Source organism: Streptomyces sp. NPDC057623 (assembly GCF_042800355.1).
Lineage (GTDB): Bacteria > Actinomycetota > Actinomycetes > Streptomycetales > Streptomycetaceae > Streptomyces.
In genome coordinates, this window is record NZ_JBHVGZ010000002.1 from 26211 (window position 1) to 49090 (window position 22880).

General features: G+C 67.7%; 24 protein-coding genes. 21 read left to right on the plus strand and 3 right to left on the minus strand.

Annotated elements, in window-relative coordinates:
• Positions 1-634: 634 nt before the first annotated feature.
• From ACFU95_RS02320 to ACFU95_RS02360, 9 genes are all read left to right on the plus strand, one after another.
• Positions 635-1069 (plus strand): NUDIX domain-containing protein, encoded by a 435-nt coding sequence (locus tag ACFU95_RS02320; RefSeq protein WP_383820522.1) that lies wholly within the window; start codon positions 635-637, stop codon positions 1067-1069.
• Positions 1070-1104: 35 nt separating this feature from the next.
• Entirely contained in the window at positions 1105-2994 is a 1890-nt protein-coding gene (locus ACFU95_RS02325) for a radical SAM protein (protein WP_383820525.1), read from the plus strand.
• A complete protein-coding gene (locus ACFU95_RS02330; protein WP_383820526.1) occupies positions 2991-3614 on the plus strand; it encodes a hypothetical protein in 624 nt (207 codons plus the stop codon). The genes ACFU95_RS02325 and ACFU95_RS02330 overlap by 4 nt, the downstream gene beginning before the upstream one ends.
• Positions 3611-4342 carry a hypothetical protein gene (locus ACFU95_RS02335; RefSeq protein ID WP_383820529.1) on the plus strand — a complete coding sequence of 244 codons (732 nt, stop codon included), beginning with the start codon at positions 3611-3613 and terminating at the stop codon, positions 4340-4342. The genes ACFU95_RS02330 and ACFU95_RS02335 overlap by 4 nt, the downstream gene beginning before the upstream one ends.
• Before the next feature lie 6 nt (positions 4343-4348).
• Positions 4349-4984 (plus strand): hypothetical protein, encoded by a 636-nt coding sequence (locus ACFU95_RS02340; RefSeq protein ID WP_383820531.1) that lies wholly within the window; start codon positions 4349-4351, stop codon positions 4982-4984.
• 11 nt (positions 4985-4995) lie between these two features.
• Entirely contained in the window at positions 4996-5892 is an 897-nt protein-coding gene (locus tag ACFU95_RS02345) for a protein kinase (protein WP_383820533.1), read from the plus strand.
• A 113-nt stretch (positions 5893-6005) separates the two neighbouring features.
• A complete protein-coding gene (locus ACFU95_RS02350; RefSeq protein ID WP_383820536.1) occupies positions 6006-6152 on the plus strand; it encodes a hypothetical protein in 147 nt (48 codons plus the stop codon).
• Between the two features lie 101 nt (positions 6153-6253).
• A complete protein-coding gene (locus ACFU95_RS02355) occupies positions 6254-7177 on the plus strand; it encodes an aKG-HExxH-type peptide beta-hydroxylase (RefSeq protein ID WP_383820539.1) in 924 nt (307 codons plus the stop codon).
• A gap of 101 nt (positions 7178-7278) precedes the next feature.
• Positions 7279-8523 carry a serine hydrolase domain-containing protein gene (locus tag ACFU95_RS02360; protein ID WP_383820542.1) on the plus strand — a complete coding sequence of 415 codons (1245 nt, stop codon included), beginning with the start codon at positions 7279-7281 and terminating at the stop codon, positions 8521-8523.
• A 9-nt stretch (positions 8524-8532) separates the two neighbouring features.
• Here the strand turns inward: ACFU95_RS02360 and ACFU95_RS02365 are convergent, their stop codons facing one another.
• Complete coding sequence (locus tag ACFU95_RS02365; protein WP_383820544.1) at positions 8533-9030, minus strand: NUDIX domain-containing protein; 498 nt, start codon at positions 9028-9030, stop codon at positions 8533-8535.
• A 36-nt stretch (positions 9031-9066) separates the two neighbouring features.
• Positions 9067-10422 carry a tetratricopeptide repeat protein gene (locus ACFU95_RS02370; RefSeq protein ID WP_383820546.1) on the minus strand — a complete coding sequence of 452 codons (1356 nt, stop codon included), beginning with the start codon at positions 10420-10422 and terminating at the stop codon, positions 9067-9069.
• Between the two features lie 1221 nt (positions 10423-11643).
• Here ACFU95_RS02370 and ACFU95_RS02375 point away from each other — a divergent pair.
• From ACFU95_RS02375 to ACFU95_RS02405, 7 genes are all read left to right on the plus strand, one after another.
• Positions 11644-11838 (plus strand): hypothetical protein, encoded by a 195-nt coding sequence (locus tag ACFU95_RS02375; RefSeq protein WP_383820548.1) that lies wholly within the window; start codon positions 11644-11646, stop codon positions 11836-11838.
• Positions 11839-11846: 8 nt separating this feature from the next.
• Positions 11847-13037: a JmjC domain-containing protein gene (locus tag ACFU95_RS02380; RefSeq protein ID WP_383820551.1), complete on the plus strand. Its 1191-nt coding sequence runs from the start codon at positions 11847-11849 to the stop codon at positions 13035-13037.
• A complete protein-coding gene (locus ACFU95_RS02385; RefSeq protein ID WP_383820554.1) occupies positions 12971-13804 on the plus strand; it encodes an aldo/keto reductase in 834 nt (277 codons plus the stop codon). The genes ACFU95_RS02380 and ACFU95_RS02385 overlap by 67 nt, the downstream gene beginning before the upstream one ends.
• The gene (locus ACFU95_RS02390; RefSeq protein WP_383820557.1) at positions 13804-14637 is read left to right on the plus strand and encodes an aminoglycoside phosphotransferase; all 834 of its coding nucleotides are present in this window, start codon (positions 13804-13806) and stop codon (positions 14635-14637) included. Before ACFU95_RS02385 ends, ACFU95_RS02390 begins: the two co-directional genes overlap by 1 nt.
• Before the next feature lie 457 nt (positions 14638-15094).
• Entirely contained in the window at positions 15095-15364 is a 270-nt protein-coding gene (locus ACFU95_RS02395; RefSeq protein ID WP_383820560.1) for a hypothetical protein, read from the plus strand.
• A 57-nt stretch (positions 15365-15421) separates the two neighbouring features.
• Positions 15422-15715: a hypothetical protein gene (locus ACFU95_RS02400; protein ID WP_383820562.1), complete on the plus strand. Its 294-nt coding sequence runs from the start codon at positions 15422-15424 to the stop codon at positions 15713-15715.
• A gap of 5 nt (positions 15716-15720) precedes the next feature.
• Entirely contained in the window at positions 15721-16275 is a 555-nt protein-coding gene (locus ACFU95_RS02405; protein WP_383820565.1) for a flavoprotein, read from the plus strand.
• A 110-nt stretch (positions 16276-16385) separates the two neighbouring features.
• Here ACFU95_RS02405 and ACFU95_RS02410 read toward each other — a convergent pair whose 3' ends face one another.
• Entirely contained in the window at positions 16386-16892 is a 507-nt protein-coding gene (locus tag ACFU95_RS02410; RefSeq protein WP_383820567.1) for an ATP-binding protein, read from the minus strand.
• 601 nt (positions 16893-17493) lie between these two features.
• Between ACFU95_RS02410 and ACFU95_RS02415 the strand changes: the two genes are divergently transcribed.
• The 5 genes from ACFU95_RS02415 (at position 17494) to ACFU95_RS02435 (ending at position 22878) form a co-directional block, all read left to right on the plus strand.
• On the plus strand, positions 17494-17799 hold the full coding sequence (locus ACFU95_RS02415; protein WP_383820570.1) for a winged helix-turn-helix domain-containing protein: 306 nt from the start codon (positions 17494-17496) through the stop codon (positions 17797-17799).
• A gap of 367 nt (positions 17800-18166) precedes the next feature.
• A complete protein-coding gene (locus ACFU95_RS02420; RefSeq protein WP_383820572.1) occupies positions 18167-18349 on the plus strand; it encodes a helix-turn-helix domain-containing protein in 183 nt (60 codons plus the stop codon).
• A 38-nt stretch (positions 18350-18387) separates the two neighbouring features.
• The gene (locus ACFU95_RS02425) at positions 18388-19602 is read left to right on the plus strand and encodes a tyrosine-type recombinase/integrase (protein ID WP_383820575.1); all 1215 of its coding nucleotides are present in this window, start codon (positions 18388-18390) and stop codon (positions 19600-19602) included.
• Between the two features lie 540 nt (positions 19603-20142).
• Entirely contained in the window at positions 20143-20514 is a 372-nt protein-coding gene (locus tag ACFU95_RS02430; protein WP_383820577.1) for a hypothetical protein, read from the plus strand.
• A gap of 141 nt (positions 20515-20655) precedes the next feature.
• On the plus strand, positions 20656-22878 hold the full coding sequence (locus ACFU95_RS02435; RefSeq protein WP_383820580.1) for a DEAD/DEAH box helicase: 2223 nt from the start codon (positions 20656-20658) through the stop codon (positions 22876-22878).
• Positions 22879-22880 lie beyond the last annotated feature (2 nt).

Genomic DNA, 22880 nt, shown 5'->3' on the forward strand with positions numbered 1-22880 from the left:
GGGGGGGGGGGGGGGGGGGGGGGGGGGGGGGGGGGGGGGGGGGGGGGGGGGGGGGGGAGGGGGGGGGGGGGGGGGGGGGTGGTGGGGGGGGGGGGGGGGGTTTTGGGGGGGGAACCCGGCCACGCCGGCACCGATGATGACGATCTTCCGCTCTGCTGTCATGCCCCGGCCGTGTCTGCCCGACCTAGCCCCAGCCAGGCGTGCACTCGAAGGCTCTCGACCCGACGCTACGCCAGGGGAATATCACTCTTGTGATATCACCGGTGAGATGTGCCCGACCGGCGGGTTTGCGGCAGCCTGATGGGCTCACCGGCGAACAGAACCTCGGGGGCAACCGGATGCCCAATGGCTGCAGCAAATTCGGGCGCCCACCTGTCCAGGGCAGCCAACAGGCGAGGCGAGAAAGCGAGCGTGACCAACGCGCCAAGAGCCTCAACTTGCTCCATCTCCCGTATCGCGCAAACGAGTTCGAACGTTCCTGCTGGCGCCATGACGCCCCGTCAGGCCACCTAGACTCGAGATCGTTTATCCGGCGTAGACCGTTCGCTGCCATAGGAGTGCATGCGGGTGTCTGCCCTGGCCGCGGGCGGCGCCGGTGTCTGCCCAGTTCCGATGAACGAAGAGGGGTGTTCCCGTGCCCGAGAAGGTCACCAAGGACAAGGTGCTCTGCTACGTCGTGCGCGACGGAAAGCTGCTGGTATTCCGGCACACCGACTACAGCTACGAAGAGGTCGGCATCCAGGTCCCGGCCGGCAGCATTCGCGAAGGAGAGACGCCGGAGGCAGCGGCGCTGCGAGAGGCTCGTGAAGAGACGGGCTTGAAGGACTTCAAGCTCGTCCGGAAGCTCGGCGAGACCGAGTACGACATCAGCCCGTACCGGTTCGAAATCCAGCGCCGCCACGTCTTCCACCTGGAACTGACCGAACCCACCCCTGAGCGGTGGATGAGCCAGGAAGACCACGACGGGGAACAGGAGCCCACGCACTTCGAGTGCTTCTGGATCCCGCTGGAAGCCGCCCACATCCTCCAGTCCGGCCAAGGTGCCCTTCTGGGACGTCTGTACGACTGATCCTCGTCCGGTCACGGCCCCCAGGGAGGCAGCCGATGCACCGCACCACTGAACAGCACGACCCGATCGCCGATATATACCGCGGCCTGGAAACCGAGGACACCAGCAGCGCCGTATCGGTGATCTTGAAGTTACGCGGTGAGACGTGCGACATCGACTGCCTCTACTGCTACGAGAAGCGCAAGGAGGCCCCAGGAGGAGCCCGGATCGACGCCAGCCAGGTCCGCCAGCTCGCCGAGCTCTTCCAAGGGCGTCCGCTCGCCGTCGAACTCCACGGTGGCGAACCACTGACCGCCGGCCGCGACCACGTGGCCGACGTCCTCCGCGAACTCGCTGCCCAACCCAGCGTGATCCGGGTCTCGCTCCAGACCAACGGCGTCCTGCTGGACGACGAGTGGCTGGACCTGTTCGACGCCCTGTACCCACGCCTCAAGATAGGCATCTCCCTGGACGGGGACCCGGCGGGCAACGCCTGGCGGGTCGGCTACGACGGCCAGCCGACCTACCCGCGCGTCGCCGCCGCGCTGCGACTGCTGGCCGCCCGGGGACGCAAGGCAGGGGTGATCGCCGCAGTCACCCCGTCTGTGCTCGGCCGCGCCACGGCGGTCCTAGATCACCTGGCCGGGTTCGAGGCGGTCAACGCTGTCAGCTTCGTGCCCTGCTTCGACACATCTGTCCAGCGGTCCACGGCTGCCCAGGGACGCCGTCTTCCGGAAAGCCGACGGCTCCAGGGCGCTGCCGTACGTGGCCTCGACGGTCCCGCATGGTCTATCCGGCCATCCGAGTACGCCGAATTCGTTCTCGCTGCCACCGTCCGATGGATTCGCGCCGGGCACTTCGCCCGTCTGAAGCTGGAACCGGCCGTGTCCACCATCCGCCGGCTCCGCGGGCTGGACACCGGCTTCTGCCACTTCTCCAACCTCAAGTGCGACCACGTCTTCACGCTCTACCCGGACGGTCGGCTCGGCAGCTGCGACGAACTGCCCTGGCCCCAGGCCCAGCTCACCCGCCTCGGCCAGGTAGCCGATCAGGCCGAGGTCGTCGCGGGCCAGCGGCGGCTGCCGCTGCTGAACCAGGGCAAAGCCCTGATGGAGCGGTGCACGACCTGCGCGTACCGGTCCTCGTGCGGCGGCGGCTGCGTAGCCACCCGCTGGCGCTATGACAAGGCGGGTGACCAGGACGCCTACTGCGACTACCGAATACGGATGATCGACGGTATCGCCGCCCTCCTCGCCCAGCCTGCCCATCCTGACGGTGCTTGGTGCCAGACATTGCGCTGGCGCCCCCGTACGCCCAACAGCATGGGTGACGTCGCCGCCTTCCTCGCCCGCTGGAACAGCGCCGACGAACCACGCACGCCCCTGCGGCTGAACACCAGCACACACGGCAACATCAACACCGTCGGCCTGCCCGGCGTCCACGAGGCCGACGACCTGGACCCGATCCATCCCCAGTGGGACGAGGCGATTGAGTCCGGAGTCCGACCTCTCGTCGACGTCATCACCCGCGAATGGGGACTGGTCACGTACGACAGCTGCCAGGGCCACCCCTACACCGGCCTCGACCTGGAGCCCACCGAACGACGGGTCGGCATCCTCCCCCGCGACCCTGACGAGTACGCCCAGACGGCTGCCGCCATGTGCCGTGCCGTTACTGCAGCGGCCACCGACCTGCCCATGACCGTGCAGGTGACCCTCGGTCGTGCGGAACTGACCTGTGAGGCCAGCGGCCGCACGATGCCCGTACTCGACCTCGCGCTACAGCCAGCCCCCGGTCACAGCTGGTCGGCGTACTTCGAGAACTTAGGCGAAGCCACAGAGGTCATCGCAGACACGCTGCGCGGTCAACGGCCCTCTACGGGCGGCGGTTGCTCCTGCCCGGTGCCGCACGCAGCCGCCCTCGTGTCTGGGGGAGCATCAGCGTGAGTAGCGCGGCAGACGCACTGACGATCCACCAGTTACTTGGGCGGATCGTGTACTTCCACGCCCTGTTCATCGAACCCGCGCACCGGCCCAGCCCTCCGCCTGGCGCGGGCCCTGCGTGCTGCAACCATGGCGCGTCCCTTGGCCGCCGCACCGCCGACGAGCTACTGCACGACTCGGCGTGGGCGGCTCTCGTCGAGGTAGCCACAACCATCCCGGCCCACCACCAGCCATGCCCGAAGGCCGCTGGCTCGTGCTGCGCCACCTGCTGCGTCTCTGCCGCAGCCGCAGCGGTAGCGGCGGGGTGGGCGGAGACCGAGTGCCGCGGCTACCGGCAGGACGACCCCGCCGAAACGCTCCTCCAAACGTGTGGACGGGCGGCGGCGGCGCGCCTCGGGCGGGTCTTCGCCGCCCAGCACACCGCCCCGTGCCTGGCGCTGGACCAGCTCACCGTGCCGGAGCCGCTGCCCGACGTGCAGGAACTGCCGCTGACTGGCGAGCTGCTGGCTCTGTGGGCCGACCCGACCGCCACCGCCCGCCAACCCGTGGCCAGTTGGCTCAACCACTGCACCGGCCTGGACGACGTCCGCCGCGTGCTCGAAACGAGGAGGACCGAATCGTGATCCACATCGCCGAGACCGTCACGATGGGCAGCGTCGAAGGATTCCTGGACACCACGGAACAGACCCGACTCGCCACCGTGATGAACGACTTTCTCACCGAGGAGGAACGCGCCCGCTTCGGCACGCACCGCACCACCTCCATCCACGAGATCCCCGGTCACTCCCACGAGCAGGCGATGTCCGTGTACGAGCCGGCAGGACGGGTGGAGATACCCAAGATCCCCGACGAGGCCGAGCAAGTGCTGCAGCGCGCCTTCGACCGCGCGCGACCGGCCCTTTCCCGCGTCATGCCGTCGATCACGGCCTGCCGGCAGTGGACCTACGTCGAGTACGGTCCCGGCCAGCACATCACCGGCCACCTCGACAGCATCGCCCCCGACCCGCTCGCCTGGCCGAGGCAGATCGCCGGAATCAGCGTGGTGATCAGCGAGGCGGACGCCGGTGGAGTTTTCTACGTCGAGAGCTCCTCCAGCGACCGCCTGTGGAACACCCGCTTGGACGATGCCACCAGGGATGGCTACGCGGACGGTATGTGGCTGGCCCACGACGGTGCCGACTACTCCGCCGACTGGTTCGCGCAGATGCCCCGCACCCGGTGGAGCGTCAGCCCTGCCCCGGGCACCGCCCTGCTGTACGGATCTCAGCTCACCCACGGCACCGAGCCCGTACTGCGCGGCCGGGGCGCGAAGTTCATCAGCTGGCTGATCGCCGAGAAGCCAGAGGGATGAGGCGGCATGCTGCTGGCCTTGGAGGGAATCGCCGGAGCCGGGAAGAGCACGGCACGCGATCGACTGCTGGCCGCAGCCGCGGCCGACGACATCCATCTCGGACACATCGGCCAGTTCTCGTGGCTGTCGCTCCGAGCCACCCGCACCATCATCGGCTTGCGGGCCGGCCGTCCGGCAGACAGCGGTGAGACGGCGATGGCCGCCGCCCGCCGCGATCTGGAACTCCACGCCCATCACAACCTCGCCCCCGCCCTGTCCATGGGTGCGGTGGTTGCCGACCGGCTCACTCTGTCGACCGCCTGTCTGCTCGCGCTGCTGCACGACCAACCTGTTGCCGACTACGTCCGCCAATTGGCCGAGGTGACGGCCGCGCGGGCGGAGCTGACCGTCTTGCTGACCACCTCGCCCGAGCTGTGCCACACCCGGCTCTCCCGCAGGACCACATCGCGCCGCTTCGGAGAGGACCCGCCGACCGCTACCCGGCTCGCAGACCTGTACGAGCAGGCCGCCACCGCCTGGACCGAGACGACCGGTCTGCCCGTGCTGCGGCACCCATGCACCGCCGAGCCCGACCTCGACCTGCTAGCCGCCGCCTGCCTGGACCAATTGCGTGCCGTCCCTCGCCAGGCAGCACGAAAGTGAGGAGCCGCACCATGCACCTGCACCCCCTCCACCCGGCCGCCTGGGTCCTGGACCAGGTCCGTGACACTGGCTGGCGCGTACACGACCTGCTCGCCTTCACACGTGCAAGCACCCTGGTCCTCGCCAGCCGCGAGGAAGCTTCCCCGGTCGTCCTCAAGGCCGGCTTCGGCAGCAACCACGTCCTGGCCGAGCTCGACGACGACACCCGCAGGGCTTCTTACGGCTTCTACTGGTACGCGGAGATGACCGACGCCGAACGGGCCCTGACCCGCGAGGACTTCCGCCACGAGATCGCCATCAGTCGCACCGCCGCGGGAGCCGATCAGGTCGTGCCCGTGCTGGAGGAAGGAAGCACCGACCGGTTTGACTGGTACACCATGCCGTACTGCCCGGGAGGCAACTTCAGTCCCTTCCTGGCAGCTGCGACCGCTGGTGACCGCGATCAGGCTACGGCCGGGCTAGGCATCCTTGCCGACGTCGCCGAGGGCCTGCGCGCGCTGCACCAGCGCGGAATCGTGCACCGCGACGTCTACCAGGAGAACATCCTCATCCGCGACGGACGGGGGCTCATCACCGACCTCGGCGCGGCCCGCCGCACCGACACCCCACGCGGCCCAGCCGCCCGAGGCCCCGAGGTGCACTGGCCCCCGGAGTACGCGACTTCCTACGACAGAGCGACCCCGGCCGCCGACGCCTTCAGCCTCGCCGTCCTGGCCTACCGCTTCCTGTGCGCGGACATTCCCCGCCACGGCCACTCGCGGCTCGACGCGGCACCTGCCCGACTCCGCCCGGTGATCTCCGCAGCCCTCGCTCCCGAGCCGCAGGACCGGCCCGAGATGAGTGAACTCTGCGGCGCTCTGCGCCAAGCCGCCACCCCAGCCGCCGCGCTGACCCAGCGCGGTCACTGAACCACCACTCCCGAAGGGAGGACTGCGGTGAACACCGCCCGCCCGCCGCCCCATCACTGGCTCCAGCAGGTGCACGGCCTCAACACCTCATTACGGAAAGGATGAGCACGCTTATGGACACCGACCGCATCAGCGACTTCCTCACCGCCGTGGACGAACTGCGCGGCGACGACGAGACCGTCCGCAGCACCGCCCACACATCCAGCGTCTCCGCCGAGGGCTGGCCGACGGCCGAGGTCACCACGGACACCACCGCCTGACCTCCACGCACCACACCGGCGGCAGATCGCCGGTGAGTATTTCCTGGGGCCGGACCTTCACGGCCGGCCCCAGGCCGAGCCCTGTCGGAAGGATCTGCCCAGTGGACACGCCCGCGATTTCCTTCTCATTCACCCCCGCCCAGACGCTGCACTTCGACCGCACCCAACGGATCCGTGCCGTCATCCAGCCCGCCACCCCGGAACTGGCCGACACCGCTGCATCCCCGGCAACGGCGGCTGCCGAGTACTGCCTGGCCCACCATGCCCTCGAGGGCGCCGAGACCGCCGCCCGCGCTGGCGACACCACCACGTTCGACTGGTACACCGCCCATGCCGACGCGAACGCGGCGCCACTGTCCACTCCCACCGCCGTCGGAGCACGTATCGTGGTCGCCCCTGGGCTTGACCGCCTGCCCCGCTCGGCGATCTCCGAGACCCCGTACTACGTGCTGAGCCCCGAGAGCATCACGGCCAGCCCTGGCCTGCAGGAGCTTGCTGCAGCCGCCTTCGCCACCGGTGCAAAGAACGGATTCGCCGACCTACTTGCAGCTCACGCCGTCGTCGTGGTTCTGCTACGGCACAAGCAACTCGGCGACACCCTCGACAGCTGGACTATCACCCGCCTGCCAGGCACCGTCTTCTGCGATCACATCGATGAGCCCGCTGTCCTGGCCCGCGACCTCATCCACGAAGCCGGCCACAACTGGCTCAATGACGCACTGACTGCTACCGCTACCAAGATCAGCGACGAAGCGCAGTTCTACTCCCCGTGGAAGCAGACAATGCGCCCCGCCTTCGGCTTCCTGCACGCCTGCTGGGCCTTCCCGCTCACCATGGTCTACACCGCTCGCGTCCTTCCCGAGACCACAGGCACCGTGCACCAGTTCCTGACCGCCTACCTGGCCCAGCAGCGCGATCTGCTCGCCAGGACCGCAGACGATCACGCCCGTGCGCTCGCCCTCGTACCCGACACGGGCCTGCGCCAGCGTCTGCATGGCGTTCACCACGAGGCCCTCAGCCTGTGAACTATACGGACACCTCCACCACCGCACCGGCTGTCCGTAGGGAGGTGCGAGCGCAGGAGCCGGGCCTGATCCTTCGCGCCCATGCAGTCGACGAACCTCCCGTGCAGGCACACACCGGAGCTGCCAGCCTCGAACTCGGTGCACCGATCGAGGAGAACACCACCTTCAACGTCGGCTCCGTGGCCAAGCAGATCACCGCGTACCTGTGCTTGCGAGCCGCCTCCGACGGCCTCCTCGATCTGGACTGGCACGTCGGCGACATCTTGCCGCGCTTCCGGATCCCCGGCGTCACCGTCGCCGAGCTGATACAGCACCGCGGCGGAATCCGTGACGCCGAGTCCCTGCTCTCCTTAGCCGGCTTCCGCGACCTCGACCACTACACCGCCGACGACCTGCTGCAACTGGCCTACCGACAGCGCCACCGTGCCGTTGAACCCGGCCACTTCCTGTACAGCAACACCGGCTACCTCCTCCTCGGCGAAGTCCTCAAACGCGTCCACGACGCTTCCCTCCAGACAGTTGCCGACGGACAGATCTTCACCCCGCTCGGCATGACCTCAGCCCGGTTCAAGAGCGACCCACGCGAGGTCGTTCCCGGCGCCGCCGCCAGTTACCAGCTCACCGCTGCCGGCTGGCTCCACCAGCAGCAGCCGGTCGCCCTGCCCGGCCCCGGCTCTCTGTGGTGCACCGTCACCGACCTGGACCGCTGGCTCGACCACCTGTGGCACGAATGGCAACCCGCCGCCGGCAATCCACTCCCGTTCGAGCAGCACCTCGCCTACCAGCCAAGTGACCACCACCCGTTCACCTACGGAGCTGGCCTGTATGCCGATGCCCGACCCGGCCGAACTGCCGTCTTCCACTACGGCCACGAACAGGGGTTCTCCGCCGCAGTGCACCTCACCAACTCGGGGCTCCGCGTCATCTGTCTGTCCAACCACACCGGAATCGTCGCCGACCACGTCGCTGCTGCCGCCGTCACCGACCTCAACCAGCACCCCGAAGCCGATCTGGGCGAAGTCCTGTCCCGGTCCCTTCAGCGCCAACCCGCAACACCGCACATTCCGGAGAACCACCCAGGCACGCACACCCACCACACGCCGCTCGGCACGTATGCATGCGAAGACGTGCCCGGAACCCTCCGCCTGACCCGCAACGAAGAGTCGCTGTACCTGTGGCGTCGAGGTACCCCAGCCCGTCTCAGTCGTACTGGGCCTGCGAAGTACACGGCGGACGGCTTCACGCTCACACTTCCTACGAATCCGGCGGACGACAGGCCACCAGAGGGCTTCTGCCTCGACCTTGACCGCGCGCCTGGGCTGCGCTACCAACGACGCGCGAACTGAGTCAATTTGTCACCAGCCGTCAAGGGATACCTGCGGGCCGTCCCCGAGATAACAGCGGAGGGCGCTGGCGGTGGTGTCGACGAAGTCCTTAGGCACGGCGTTGGCGTCGACCCAGCGGACCTGGGCGTGCTTGCGGGGTTCACGGTTTTCGGGTTCGCCGGTCCATTCGTGGGCGGCGAAGACGACGGTGAGGAAGCCATTGGGGGCTTCGACGCCCCAGGCGCTGTGGATGATGTGGGCGACCTTCAGGGCATCCGGCTTCACGATGAGGCCGGTCTCCTCGTGCAGCTCGCGTACGGCGGTCTCGGTGATGGGCTCGCCGGGTTCACTCTTGCCAACGGGGAGGTCCCACATGCCTCGTGCGAACTTGGCGTTCTGGCTGCGCTGGAGGAGGACGACGCGGTTGGTGGCCTGGTCGTGGACGATGACGGCGGCGACCAGCAGGGTCATGGATTCGAGAGCGGGCGGGAGGGCTTTGGGCTGGTCGTCGGTTGTCCGCTGAACCACGGCTGGTGTCCCTTCGTCGGCCGGTTGGTGGGCAGCTTAGGCCAGCGCTTCGCGTGCGCGGCGGGCGAGTTCGGCGGCTCCGGGTACTTTGCGGCGCTGGTAGATGGAGAGGGTGGAGCGGAGGGAGGTGATCGCTTTGCGGGTGCGGTCAGAGGTCATGCCTTCCATGAGGGTTAGAGCCTGAGACCAAGCGGCTACGGCCTCGTCGGCGCGCGCTTGCGCGGCCAGGCTGTCGCCGAGGTCGGCGTGGGTGAGGGCGTGGACGCGCTTGTACTTCTCGGGGTCCCAGCGGATCAGGGCGTCGCGGTGCTGCTGCTCGGTGCCTATGTGGTCGGCAAGGTCGGTGAGCGTGCGGGCGGTATGGCTGGCCACTGTGCCGGCAGCGGGGCCGCTCACGCGGGAATAGCTGGGCTGGGGGCCGTCGTCGTGCAGTAGAGCGTCTTCCGCGGCGAGTAGTGCCCGGGCCGCTGCTGGATTCTCACTGACGGCGGCGTATGCGCGGGCGAGGGTGATGTGGAGCAGGGCTTCGGTCTGCCCGTCCACGTGACCAAGGCCGCGAGCGAGAGCGCCTTCGACCAGGTCGACGCAGTGGTGGGGCTGTTTGAGGCTGAGGGCCTGGTGGGCGAGGGCGCGCATCATCCAGGCAGCGTGGCCGTGAGGGTCGGCTTCGCAGGCGAGCTGGTAGCCAACTTGGTAGTAACGCTGGGCGGCGCCCTCTTGACCAAGGTCGTGATGCTTCCAGCCTGCCAGGTAGGCAAGTTCAGCGACTGCACCAAAGGCTGAACGGCGTAACCCCTCTGAGGGAAAACGTGCACGGAGCATCGGAGCGGCAGTGTCGGCGAAGTATGCGGTTACGGTTGTTAGGCCGTGGCCGCCACCTAGACGCTCGTCGGCCGAGCTGAAGGCTGCTGTGATTTGGCGTACGACATCCACCTCCTCTGCCCCGACCATTGACCTACCAGTGCGGGCGCGAAGCATTCGGGCTGTGGCCTCGTGATCGTGGGCGAGCGGCATGGCAACGCCGGCAGTGGTGAAGGCGGCCACCGCAAGAAAGCGGCGCCGTTCGACGTCCGCGCGACCCAGGTCGGTGGCCGCTAGGACGGGATCCAGTTCGTCCGACGCCTCGGAGTCTGGTGCGCGCAGTCCGATTTCGGTCTGAGTGATGGTGCGGCCTGACCGGCGGGATAGGGCCTCGGCGAGATACTGGCCGGTCTGGCCGGTGGGCTGGCGTGTGCCGTTCACCCAGTGCGAGACAGCCGACTTGTTCGTCTGGAGGGTCTCGCCGTTCTCGGCCGCGATGCGCCGGACGTCCTTCGCTAGCGCCTCGTACGTGCAGCCGGACGCATCGATGGCGTCACGCAGGCGGGGGTTGGGATCTCTCTGCATTGCCACGATCGCCTCCCGCTCCGGCTGTAAACCGCGTATACCGCTTCAACCACGTCTCACCATACCCATTCTGCGTCAAGGCGAGTTCACTAGGCACCAGTTCTAGTCAACCCTGATTGCGAACAGACCTCTGCCGTGAAGTTGCGTGTGCCATATGTCGAGTTGAGGAACTCTCATGCGGCAATTGGCTTCTCCGGGACAAAGACATGCTCCAGTGACCATCGCCGCGACCATCGGCACGCCTTGAGCTATCTGCTTGGAGCACAGGCCCACATCGGGACGGCGACCGTCGCCCTGGCTCAGGCGCTGTTCCGCCCATCAAGGAGTGGATGAACGTGCCGGCGATCCAGACCGCTGACGTACCACTGATCGCAGAAGGTGCACCTCGCTGCGGCCGTTGTGGATGCCGCCTAAGTAGATACAACAGCACGGCCTATTGCAGCGGATGCACCCGTCATCTGCGCGAGGATCCGCCCGCACGCCCCGTTGTCCCACCGCACGTGTGGCACTCCGAACTTATACGGGATGCCTTATCCTGCCGGGACTTCGGTAGGCTCTGCCGGCTGATTCGTGAGATCGGTTCGCTCCGTCAAGAGGACATGTCCAGGCTGACCGGATTGAGTCAAGCTTTCTTGTCAATGCTGGAGGCAGGTCAGCGGCGTCTCACGAACATCGATAGAATCGTTGTGCTCCTAGACGGACTCTCGGTGCCCGCCGAGCTGACCTGCCCGATGCTCCAACCGTCGGTTGGCAAGAATTCTGCTCAACTGCCCGCGGGCTACTGAAATCAGGTGTATGTCTGACGTCGGTATCCTCGTCGCTCCTCGTACGGCTTGCTGACAAATTGGTACTGAGAGCAGAGGAACACCGTGGTCTTCGAGCAACTCCCTCTGTAGCTAATGACGATCACCATCCGATCACCCTGGTGATATCACGGCAGTGATGTGCGAAGTCCCGTTGTCAGAAGCAGGGTTAACACGACGGACAAGCAGTCCGTGAGAATCGGGGAACGTCAGGAGCGCATCGTTCCCGAAGCGCCGGTACACCCGCAACTGCGGGCGCCGTCGACAGGCCCCGCCTCACCTCCATCTGAAGCACCACGGACGCCGGAGGCGGTTCTGGCGCGTACGCGCCAGGTTGCACCATCACTCAGCGGTTGCGTCTTGTGCAGCCGCAGGATCCCCAGGCCACTCGCTTGTCGAGAGGCCCCGATGAGAGGAGTGCCGAGTGACCACGACCACAAAGAGCACGAAGGCCAAGAAGGAGGGAGGCGGGACCAGCGTCAGCTTGCTGGTCGCCGTCGAGCTGCTCGCCGTGGCCCACGACCGCAGCGAAGCGGAGCGGTCAGACATCACCAGCTCTCAGAACAGCGCGGGCGATGACGGCGACAACCGCGACGGCCTGAACCTTCCCAAGGAATAGGAGGAACCATGGAGCACCGGCTCGTCACAGGTATCGAGAAGGCGCTCGGCTGGGGCGGGCCGGGGCCCGTAGGCACCGCGTTCGCTCGCGGACACCTAGCCGACCCGGAACTGATCACTCGGCTGATGACCCCGAACCGGCTGCTGGAGACGATCCGGCACCGCCACCTCGCCAACCCTCAGCTGCGCTGCTACGCCGAGGGAGACGAGGTACATCCCTCGCTCTTTCTGTCCACCAACGTCAACCGACGCAGGCAGGCCGTCAGCCAAGCCGACATGGCGGCCCTCGGCCGGATCCTCAACGGCGGCGGAACCGTTGTCCTGGACCACGTCGACTTCTTCGACCCGACGCTGGAAGTCGCCTGCCGCGCTCTGGGCTGGTGGTCCGGCGAGCTCACCTCCGCCAACGCCTACCTTGCGGTCGGCGACACGGACGGCTTCAACCTGCACTGGGACGACCACGACGTGATCGCCGTCCAGCTCTCCGGCGAGAAGTCCTGGGAGGTCCGAGGTCCCTCCCGCCCAGCGCCCATGTACCGCGATGCCGAACGCAACCTCACTCCGTCGGAGGAGGTGCTCTGGAAGGGCACCATGCAGGCCGGCGACGTCATGCACATACCCCGCGGCTTCTGGCACACCGCAACGAGGATCGGCTCCGGCGACAACGGCCACTCCCTCCACGTGACCTTCGGCCTCACCAAGCGCACCGGCGTGACCTGGGCCAACTTCCTGTCCGACGCGGCGCGCGCGGACGACGCCTTCCGTACGGACCTGGAGCGCAGCGACGGCACCGTCGACGGCGACGTGCTCGCCGCGAAGCTGACCGATCTCGCCCGCGAGTACGACCCCAAGCGATACCTCGCGGAACTGCGGGCGAACACCCCGCCCGCTCGACACATGCCCCACGTTCCAGTGTTCGGCCCGCTCGAATACGTCGCAACGGTCACTGAGTTCGAGCCGGTCATCACGCCCTCCGGCGGCACAGTCCAGGTGGTTGGCGGCGGCAAGCGCCTCACCTTCCACAGCCGCGCCGAACCCGCCCTCCGCAGCCTTCTGTCCGGGCACCCGGTGCGCCTCACCGACGACGACCAAGACCTCACCACGCTCGCCGAGCACTTGATCCAGGAGGGGCTGTGCGCACCGCTGACCGCCGAATCGCTCTCGGCCTATACCGGACTGGTCACACCCGACACCTTCTAGAGGGCGCCCTGGAGTTGGGTGTCACGGACCTCGACACCGCGTTCAACTATCACCAGTTCGCCTCTCACCGGACCCTCGCGGCGATCGCCGGCGACCTGCTTTCCGCCTTCACCATCTCCACGAAGGTCGGCTACTTCCCCGACGGCCACGACCTCGACCCTGCGCGGCTTCGCGCTGCGGTCGAGCAGTCGGCGATTGAACTCGGCCGTACTCCGGACACAGTGCTCCTGCACAACCCCGAGTCTTCGGTCGCGGATCTCGCCAACGCGTGCGCCGCGCTGCTGGAGATGCGCGAGGCGGGATTCTGCAAGAGCTGGGGGATCTCCTCCTGGGATCCCCGATCTCTCCTCGAGGCCAGCTGGGAGATCCCGCGTCCGGACGTGGCCATGGTGCGTGCCGGCCTCATGGTCTCCGCGGGGATCCTCACCGCGTTGGACGAACTCGTCGACCGCATACAGATCACCGAAATGTGGGGCATGGCCCCCTTCGCCGGGGACGCCGCTGACCCGATATGGCAGACCGTGGACACCTCCACGTTCCTCGCGTCGGGCCAGCACGGCAACGCGCTCCAGGCAGGTGTCGCCGCAGCGTTCGCTATCCCCGAGGTGACCCGCCTCGCGGTCGGCACCTCCCACGTCGACCACCTCACCGAGGTTGTCGAGGGCTCGCGACTTGAGGTCAACAGCGAGACAGTGACGGCGTATCGGAAGTTGCTGCACGAGAGGGCTACCGTGAGGGCTGGAGCCCCGTCCTGGAAGGACCGATAGTGCAAGCCACCTTGGATGACCTCTCTACCGTTCAGCTCGACGACGTCCTCGACGGCATCGAGCGACGGCTCGGTCGTCAGCTCAAGCGGCAGGACGGCCACTTCAGCAAATTCAACGGCACTGCCGGATTCCGAACTGACGAAGGCACCTGGGTCCGGCTCGCCTGGCGCCGTACAGGCGAGATCGATGCTCAGGCTTGGACGGGCTTCGAGGCTGCAGCCGCCATCGCAGGAGTACCGCGTCCTGAATGGTCGGCCGCAGCCGTCTGGACCGACGAGGCACGTGGCGTGGTGTGGCGCGCAGACGAGATGATGCTCGTGGAAAACGGAGCCCTCTCAGCCACAGGCGACATCACTGCGGATCCCGGACTTCCCGAGCACTGGTGGACCGACCTGCGTACTGCTCTCACCAACCTCGCAGAGCACTCCACTGACCGGGTGTCCATGGGCCAAACCCACCTGTCCCGACGGATCCACGAGGTCTACGGCGCGGACATCGACACGACGATCACCGACTGGGCGTGTGCCCACGGCGACCTTGGGTACGCCAACCTCTGTGGCCCCCGCCTTTCGCTCATCGACTGGGAGAGCTGGGGAATGGGACCGGTGGGATGGGATGCGGCCTGCCTGTGGTCCGCGTCCCTGACCGTGCCGGCTCTCGCGGAGCGAGTGCAGTCCCTGTTCGCGGACGTCCTGTCCACGCGCAGCGGCAGGCTGTCACGACTGTTGCTGTGCGCCAATGTCGAGCGCGCCTACCGACGGACAGGCAAGAAGGCCCCGTTGACTGAGTCTATGGCCGCGATCGCCGAGTCGCTCTTGCGCGAATTGCGATAGACCCGTCAGAGCCTGGGTGCGACACTGCCGGGTTCTGATCACGAGCCGCCCTGTCCTTCGGTCCCCCCCCCGTAGCCGAAGGGCAGGGCACTATCACGTCATCTGCCGCGATGGTCTGCCCGGCCATCTACGAGGGGGAGACTGGATGACGCTCGCGCTCGACCCGCGCGCCTTGTGCCCCCAGCCGATCCCGCTGACCCCCGCGTCATCTCGGCACACGACTGGGACGCGTTCCCCGCAGTCGACGAGATGGTTAACCATTGGGACCGGGCCCCGGCTGGACCACTACCAGGATGCTCACCTTCCCTAAGGCGCTCCCGCTGATTAGCCAAGCCCGCCACTGCCAACGGGAACTGCGACACCGCAGCGTCTACTCTCGCCAAGGTCGGTGAGTCCGACTTGTCGTGGCTCCCGGCCGAGCGCGCCATGCGGGCCGGGGACGAATCCGAGGACCCCGTTGTCGCTGGTCTCCGTCCCCCGCTCCGGTACGCACGCGCTGCTGGCCAACGGGCGATACGAGGACACCCTCGAACTGGGCGACACCGCGGCGGCCTGGCTCGCAAGTCAGGTTCGCGACGACGCCCCGGCCGCCCCTAGCCTGCTTGGCATGATTCATCTGCGAGCTGCTGTGGCCGCTGCACAGCACCAGGACCGGCACACCGCCAACTCTCTGTTGGAGAAGGCGAAGCGGCTCGCCGACCGGCTGGGTTCCGACGAGAACCACTGACAGACCTGCTTCGGTCCGACGAACGTCGAGCTGCACCGCCTGTCGATCGAGCTTGGCTTGGAGAGCCTCCCGTACGTCGTCGAGTATGGCGGCATCGACGTGTCCCGCATGCCGGCGGAAGGCGCCGTGTCTCATTGCATCGACTACGCCCGCGACCTCTGCCCCAGGGGGCGCGTCGAAGAGTCCTTCAGGGAACTGCGGGAGACCGAACGCGCCTCGCCCCAGCTCGTGCGGAACAATCCACGCGTACGCGAGACCTTTCGCGACCTGAGGAAGCAGCCCCCGGTCACGGGCGGCAGTCATTCGGCCGGGCTGCTGGCCATGGCCCAACGACGCAGGGCGGTGCAGTGAGTTCGATGCAGGGCAAGGTGCTGGGCGTCGTCGGATCGAGCGCCGGCGGGATTGAGGAACTGCGTACAGGGCTCGTGGTCCCAGCACTCGAACGGGGCTGGACGGTTGCGGTCACGCTCACACCGACCGCAGATCAGTGGCTCCGCACCAGCGGGGAGACGGCCGAGCTTGAGGGGCTGACCGGCCTTCCCGTACGGTCCGAATCACGTCTGCCGGGTGACTCCCGGCCACATCCGCCTGTGGACTGCTACGTCGTGGCCCCGGCAAGCGCCAACACCGTCGCCAAGCTCGCCCTGGGGATCTCAGACAACCAGGCGTTGACACAGGTCAACGAAGCCATCGGAACACTGGACCTCCCGGTGGTCGTCTGGCCCCGTGTGAACGCCGCGCACGCTCGCCACCCCGCATGGGAAAGGCACATTAAAGCCCTTCACGATTCAGGCGTGCGGCTGATCTATGGAGACGAGGTATGGCCGCTCGCCGAGCCGCGGGCTGGGGCGCCGGGGCGCCGGTACCCGTGGGAAGCCGTACTAGGCGAGGCCGGCAGGGAAATTACCTGACATTCCATCAATAAGCCTAAGAAATATCGGGATTGAGCCCGAAGCGGTCTGCCGGGGCCTTCATCTCGACTGGCGCCGCTCTGATTGGCGATGCCGGCCTGGTGCGCGGGTCAGGCTGCCTGATGCTCCATTCGTAAGTGTGCACGGGTTATTGACACCGACTCCACTGCGGAACCATCGGCCTGGGAAGCGATTACAGCTGTGGTGCCCACCACGGAAGCGGGGACCGCCAGTTCGAACCACGTCTTCTTCCCCGCTACGCAAGGCTGTGAGCCCCACTTGGTTGCCAAGGCGGCAACAAGAAATAGTCCCCGCCCACTCTCGTCCATCGCCTCGGCCTGGGAGGGGCGTACCAAGGTGGGGTCAACGTCGGTGACTTCCACGCGAAGCCGATCGCCGAAATAGCGCACGGACACCACGCATGCAGCCTGCGTGTGCGTAATTGAGTTCGTGACTACTTCTCCCGTGAGCAACCGCAAGTCGCTGGTCAGCTCCTCATCCAGGACCAGCCCGAGTCGCTGTGCACGCTGGACAACGCGGTCTCGTGCGGCTGGCACTGCTGCAACCGAGGGTGGAACAGTGAACGCGTAGGGCGAGTCTCCGAACGGGCGGGGCATGGCTGTGACCTCTCGCAGGGCGGGAGCTATGGCGTCAACGCGATCTCCCACAAGTGAATGGATCGCTTGCCGACTTCACCGGGCGCGTCCACAGCTGATCCAACGAATCTGTCAGCAGCCCAGCAGGCGGCGGACGACCACCATGGACCACAAGGAGCGTGGCTTCCTATCGCTGAGGTGATATCACCGGCGCAATGTCATTCGAGACTGGGCGACCCATTCACTCAGAGGTAGCCAGTGGCCAGTTGGAATACTCCAGTGGCGCAGATGCTCCGTGACGAGGGTGCAGGCCCCCTCCTCCCGTCGCGACAGACAGCGCTCACCGACGGCTTCATCACAGGCCCGAGGACGGATTCGTTTCGCCCACGGCAGACGAGAAAGAGCCCCGGGGGACTGGAACCACCCCCGGAGACCATGTCAACGTACAACCTCCCCGGAAAACACCAGGTCAGAGACGCTTCCAGCGGTGCTGGTGCCAGAGGGCCGCGCTGGCCTCCGTCTGGCGTCTCGCGCCCTGGTCCTTAGCAAGGAGGCCCACCTGCCGAAAGCCGCACTTCGATCGACCCGCGTTACTGCTCCGATCCTTCTGGCGCTCGGCGCCATGAACGCATGGACCGCCCAGACGAAAGCCGACTACGCGGCCCTCTCCACAGCCCTGTGCCTCTGCGTCTGCGCCGCTGGCCTTTTCGGTGAGGACCTGGTGCAGCGCGGGCATCGCCAAGACCTGATGGTGCTCGCGCACGTCGCGGCTCACCCGGGTGCTGAGGCCCGAGGTATCGCCCGAGCCGTCGGCACCCCCGAACGCGTCGTGGCTCGCAACCTCAGCCGACTCACCGAGAACGGACTCGTGGTCCTGGTCGACGACGACGTACACCCCGCGCTCAGGTCCTACCGGCTTACTTCGTAGCCCTCGGTTGCGGGGCGGAATATAGCCCACGATCCCCGGTTACCGAAACCGGGGATCGTGCAGACCATTGAGGGAGTTCGCACCCGACTGTGCTTGGCGGTGGAGTCGGAGCGGGCTAACAGACAGGGCCTAGCAAAGAGAGAGGTAGTACCCGGCCCGTCCGCTGCATTCCTGTAGCTGTCGGCTTCCGCTCCAAGCCCCTCATGGCATGGGTAGTGCTGTCGGCATTGCCCAATCGCCCCCGCGCCCCAGCAAGGAACCCAAACGTGCGCCGATCCGTGATACCCCCTGCCCATTTTCGCTCAGGTAGCTGCCTCCACGGCGGCGCTGAACGGCAAGTCTCTTCTGCTGCCAAGCAGGTGGCGCCGTGACCGCCGGCGGAAGCAACAGGCTCCTCACTCCGGAAGAAGTGGCTTCCTGGCTACAGGTGAGCGAGATCACCGTGAAGAACAAATATCGAGCGTGGGGGCTTAAGGCGCAGAAAGTCGGACGCCTTCTGCGATTCCGCGAGCGCGACATCATCGCCTATCTCGAAGACAACTACGGATAACGGCCGCTCGGCCATTCCTCGCACATGAAGGGTGTCAGTTGGCAACCGTATACCAGCGATGCAAGTCCGATCCCAAGGTCACCACATACCCGTGCGATAAGCCGCGCTGTGGGCATTCTTGGACGGTCCGCTATCGGGAGCCTGGCGGTCGAACGGCGCGGCAGCGCGAAAAGACGTTCGCGAAGAAGACCGGTCCGGACGGCGCGGATGCCTTTGCTGCCAAGGTCGAGACCGACAAGGGGATGATGGTCTACATTGACCCCGATGCTGGCAAGATCACCGTCCGTGTCTATGTCGAAGACTGGCTCGAACGTCGAATAATCGGCGACGGAACCTATAACAATTACAAGGGCTTCATCGACAACCATCTCGTCCCCCGGCTAGGTCGGAAAACCCTCGCCGGGGTGACCAAGCGGGATATCGAGCACTTCAAGGCGGCCATCAGTAAAGAGCTGGCCGCGAGCACGGTGTACGACCGCATGAAGATGGTGAAGCACATCTTCTGGTCCGCGAAGGAAGAAAAGCGGATCCAGGAAGATCCGACCAAGGACGTCAAGAACGCCCCTGGGTCGCGCGCCGTCGACGAGGACGAAATCCCGTCCCTCGACGAGGTGCGGCTGCTGCACAAGCACATGTCGCCCCAGTACAAGCTCACTGTCTGGCTCCAGGCCGGGGTCGGCATGCGAGTGAGCGAGGCCCTGGCCTTCCATGTCGGATGCCTGCGAAACGACATGATCCGGATCCGCTGGCAGATCAGCGCGAAGGCGCACCGTGACGATTGCCGGACACGGCTCGTCCCGCTCAAGCACCGCGAGGAGGGCGAGTACCGCGACGTGCCGGTCGCGCCCTTCATCTGCACGGAGATCGACGAGCACGAGAAGCTGTGGGCGCCGATCCCGATCACGTTCCGAGACAAGGCAGGGAAGGCGCGGCAGGTCGAAGTCTTTTTCGCTCCCCGTGAGCGGGGCAAGGGCACCATGCCCACGGCGAACACCTACTCGTATCACTTCAGGAAGGCGTGCGTCGCTGCCGGCCTTGTCGATGTGGAGGGGAAGCCGAAGTACCACCCGCACTCGCTGAGGCACTTCTTCGCTTCAACCGCGCTCGCCGCGGGCATACCTATCCACGAGGTCTCCCGTTGGCTCGGGCACAAATCCATCACAACCACGGTCGACATCTACGGGCACCTGGTGCCGGAGGCGTGGGACCGGTGCCGTGCCATCATGCAGACGGCGTTCGAACCCGCCGCGTAGGTGTGGGTGACGCGCCGCCGTGCTGGGATGGTGCTGGGACGTGGCTACCGTGCTGGGATGGTGCTGGGATGGGCACCCCAGAAACCGCGTTTTCGCAGGTGGGAGCTCTGCACCAAACATTCCGCTTCAACGTGTAGCGGGTAGCTCGTCACCACATCGCTGATCTGGTAAACGTGCAGGTCAACAGGGGTCTGACTCTTCGGCGTCGGGCCCCTGGTCTTTTCCCGTGCTGGGATGGTGCTGGGATGCCGGTGAGGTCCCCGTGCTGGATCGCTGGCGGATTCCCGCGAGAGGGCGTGCGTCCTCGGGCGGCGCCGGTCGCCGGTGTGTGTGTGGGGGCCGGGTCCAGCTGTCTGGCCGGCAGCGGGAGCGGCCGGATCAGGCGATGGCCCCGTGCCACAAGTGCGCGGTCGCCCGTGGAGGCATCGTCCGGCCGACCTCTTCGGCCCCCGAAGGGCTCGACGGTGATGGTGACCGTTCCCCACCCCGGAGGTCGGCTCCGAACTGCGCGACTTCAGCGCGGCGCAGACCACCCGCGGCATGCAGCGCCTGGAGGCGGTGTCCCGCTACTGGGTGTCGCTCGTCCTCGAACACGGGGGAGCGATGGCGCAGATGCGCTCCCACCGCGGCTATCTGGAACGGCTGCGCGAGAACACCGGCTACCTCGCCCCCAGGCCGAGGCGCTCACCGAACCGCTGCGGCAGACCACGGAGGACCTCGGACTCGGCGACCTCGGCGACGAGGCCCTGTACCTGTGGAACGCCCTGTTCGACCCCCCGCGACATCCTCGACCTCATCAAGAGCGGACGCACCGAGGACGAGGCCGCCTCCCGCCTGGTGGCCGCACTGCGCGGCGCCCTCATCGGCTGGGCGGCGGCACCGGACCGGAGAGGCGAGAGACCGACTCCGTGATCGGGCGGCGCTCTTGCTGCTCGGCGGGCCCCTCACCGGTCCTCGGCAGGGCGGTCCCGCCGGCCACCGGCCGGACCCGTCCCCGCCCCGGATGGCAGGATGCGGGGACGCGGCGGAGGGGCGGGAAGGGGCCGGGGCGCGATGGGGCGGAGTGAGCGGGAGGCGGTGGCCCGGGGCGGGCGGCTGTACGAGGCGGCGCAGGCGGTGGCCGGGGATCACGAGCGAGCCGTCGCGGGCGTACGGGAGGCCCTGGCGCCGATCCATGACGACCTGGCCCGGCGCGAGCTGGACGTCATCCCGGTGGCCCGGCTCAAGGACGTCACCGAGGGCAGGCTGCGCCTGGGCGAGGTGGAGAAGGGCGGGTTCCGGACAGTCGGGCAGGTGCTCGACGCCGGGTCGTACCGCCTGCGCCAGCTGCCCGGGGTCGGGCAGCAGACCGCCGACCAGACGGTGGCCGCGGCCCGGCGCATCGCCGACGCCGTGCGGGACACCATCGCCGTACACATCGACGTGGACCGGCCGGAACCCCGGACCACCGCCCTGGTCATGGCGCTGGGCGTGCTGGTGGAAGCGGGCCCCGAGGCGCGCCGGGCCGTCGACGCGGCCGCGGCGCTGAACAAGCGGCTCGGCCCGCTGCTGGCCGAGGCCGGGCCGGTGGCCGGGCGGCTGCGCATGCTGTTCGCCGGGCAGGCCGGACGGGAACAGGCGCTGGCGGCCGTGGCCGAGATCCGCTCCCTGACCGAGCAGGCCGACCGGGACGCGGTGCCCGAACTGCTCGCCCAGACCTCGGTCGATTTGCTGCGCCGCCCGGAGTCCGAACTGGCCGCCCTGGTCGACTTCGAGCTGCGCTCCGCCGAGTACTACAGCCTGCTCGCCGAGGTCTCCGGCCGGGCGCCCGACCCCGCGGCGGCCGAAGGGTTCCTGCCGGACGAGGTGGCCGAGCGGGTCAGGACCCAGACCCTCGACGACACGCGGCGCCGGGTCTCGCTGCGCGGCTACCAGGCCTTCGGCACCCGCTTCGCCCTCGCCCAGCGCCGGACGATCCTCGGCGACGAGATGGGGCTCGGCAAGACGATCCAGGCCATCGCCGCGCTGGCGCATCTCACCGCCGACGGGCAGAGCCACTTCATGGTGGTCTGCCCGGCCAGCGTGCTGATCAACTGGACCCGGGAGATCGAGAAGCGCAGCGCGTTGCGCGCGACACCGCTGCACGGCCCCGACCGGCAGGAGGCGTTCGCCGACTGGAAGGGGCGGGGCGGCGTCGCGGTCACCACCTTCGACGCCCTGCGCGGCTTCCCGGTGCCCGGCCGCGGCGAGCTGGGCATGCTGGTCGTCGACGAGGCGCACTTCGTGAAGAACCCCGAGGCTCTGCGCTCCAGGACCGTCTCCGCATGGGCCGAGCACTGCGACCGTGTGCTGTTCCTGACCGGCACGCCGATGGAGAACCGCGTCGAGGAGTTCCGCAGCCTGGTGCGGATCCTCCAGCCGGAGCTGGCCGCGACCGTCGACGACCGTGACGGAGTGGCGGGTTCCAAGGCGTTCCGGAAGGCGGTCGCACCGGTCTATCTGCGCCGCAACCAGCAGGACGTGCTCACCGAACTCCCCGCGCTCCAGCACACGGACGAGTGGGAGGAGCCCAGCGCGGCGGACGAGGAGGCCTACCGCGAGGCCGTGCGGGCCGGCAACTTCATGGCGATGCGCAGAGCGGCGTACGCCCGCCCGGACCGGTCGGCGAAGTTGGACCGACTGCGCGAGATCGCCGCCGAGGCCGCCGAGAACGGGCTGAAGGTCGTCGTGTTCTCCGGGTTCCGCGACGTACTGGCGGCAGTGCGGGAGGCGCTGGCGGCCGCGCACGCGCCGGGGGCGGAAGCGGGGGAGGGCGCGGATCCGGCGAACGGACGGGTCTTCGGGCCGATTTCGGGCAGCGTGCCCCCGGCCCGACGGCAGCGGCTCGTCGACGACTTCGCCGCCGTCGCCGGCCATGCCGTGCTGCTCGCGCAGATCGAGGCCGGCGGCGTGGGCCTCAACATGCAGGCCGCCTCCGTCGTCATCCTCTGCGAGCCGCAGCTCAAGCCGACCGTCGAACACCAGGCGGTCGCCCGCGCCCACCGGATGGGCCAGGTCCGCTCGGTCCAGGTGCACCGTCTGCTCTGCACGGGCGGGGTGGACGAGCGACTGGTGCGGCTGCTGGAGAACAAGTCCCGCCTGTTCGACGCGTACGCCCGCCGCAGCGCGGTCGCCGAGTCGACACCGGACGCGGTCGACATCTCGGACCTCGCCCTGGCCCGCCGCATCGTCGAGGAGGAGCAGGCGCGGCTGAGCCTGAGCACGACGATGGCGGAGCCCGCGACGGAAGAGGCGTGAGC

Excerpts from the sequence above, each read along its gene's own strand:
- ACFU95_RS02325 (WP_383820525.1), top strand. The coding sequence starts at position 1,105 with ATGCACCGCACCACTGAACAGCACGACCCGATCGCCGATATATACCGC.
- ACFU95_RS02340 (WP_383820531.1), top strand. The coding sequence starts at position 4,349 with ATGCTGCTGGCCTTGGAGGGAATCGCCGGAGCCGGGAAGAGCACGGCA.
- ACFU95_RS02345 (WP_383820533.1), top strand. The coding sequence starts at position 4,996 with ATGCACCTGCACCCCCTCCACCCGGCCGCCTGGGTCCTGGACCAGGTC.
- ACFU95_RS02350 (WP_383820536.1), top strand. The coding sequence starts at position 6,006 with ATGGACACCGACCGCATCAGCGACTTCCTCACCGCCGTGGACGAACTG.
- ACFU95_RS02380 (WP_383820551.1), top strand. The coding sequence starts at position 11,847 with ATGGAGCACCGGCTCGTCACAGGTATCGAGAAGGCGCTCGGCTGGGGC.
- ACFU95_RS02405 (WP_383820565.1), top strand. The coding sequence starts at position 15,721 with ATGCAGGGCAAGGTGCTGGGCGTCGTCGGATCGAGCGCCGGCGGGATT.
- ACFU95_RS02410 (WP_383820567.1), bottom strand. The coding sequence starts at position 16,892 with ATGCCCCGCCCGTTCGGAGACTCGCCCTACGCGTTCACTGTTCCACCC.
- ACFU95_RS02415 (WP_383820570.1), top strand. The coding sequence starts at position 17,494 with ATGAACGCATGGACCGCCCAGACGAAAGCCGACTACGCGGCCCTCTCC.
- ACFU95_RS02430 (WP_383820577.1), top strand. The coding sequence starts at position 20,143 with ATGCAGCGCCTGGAGGCGGTGTCCCGCTACTGGGTGTCGCTCGTCCTC.
- ACFU95_RS02435 (WP_383820580.1), top strand. The coding sequence starts at position 20,656 with ATGGGGCGGAGTGAGCGGGAGGCGGTGGCCCGGGGCGGGCGGCTGTAC.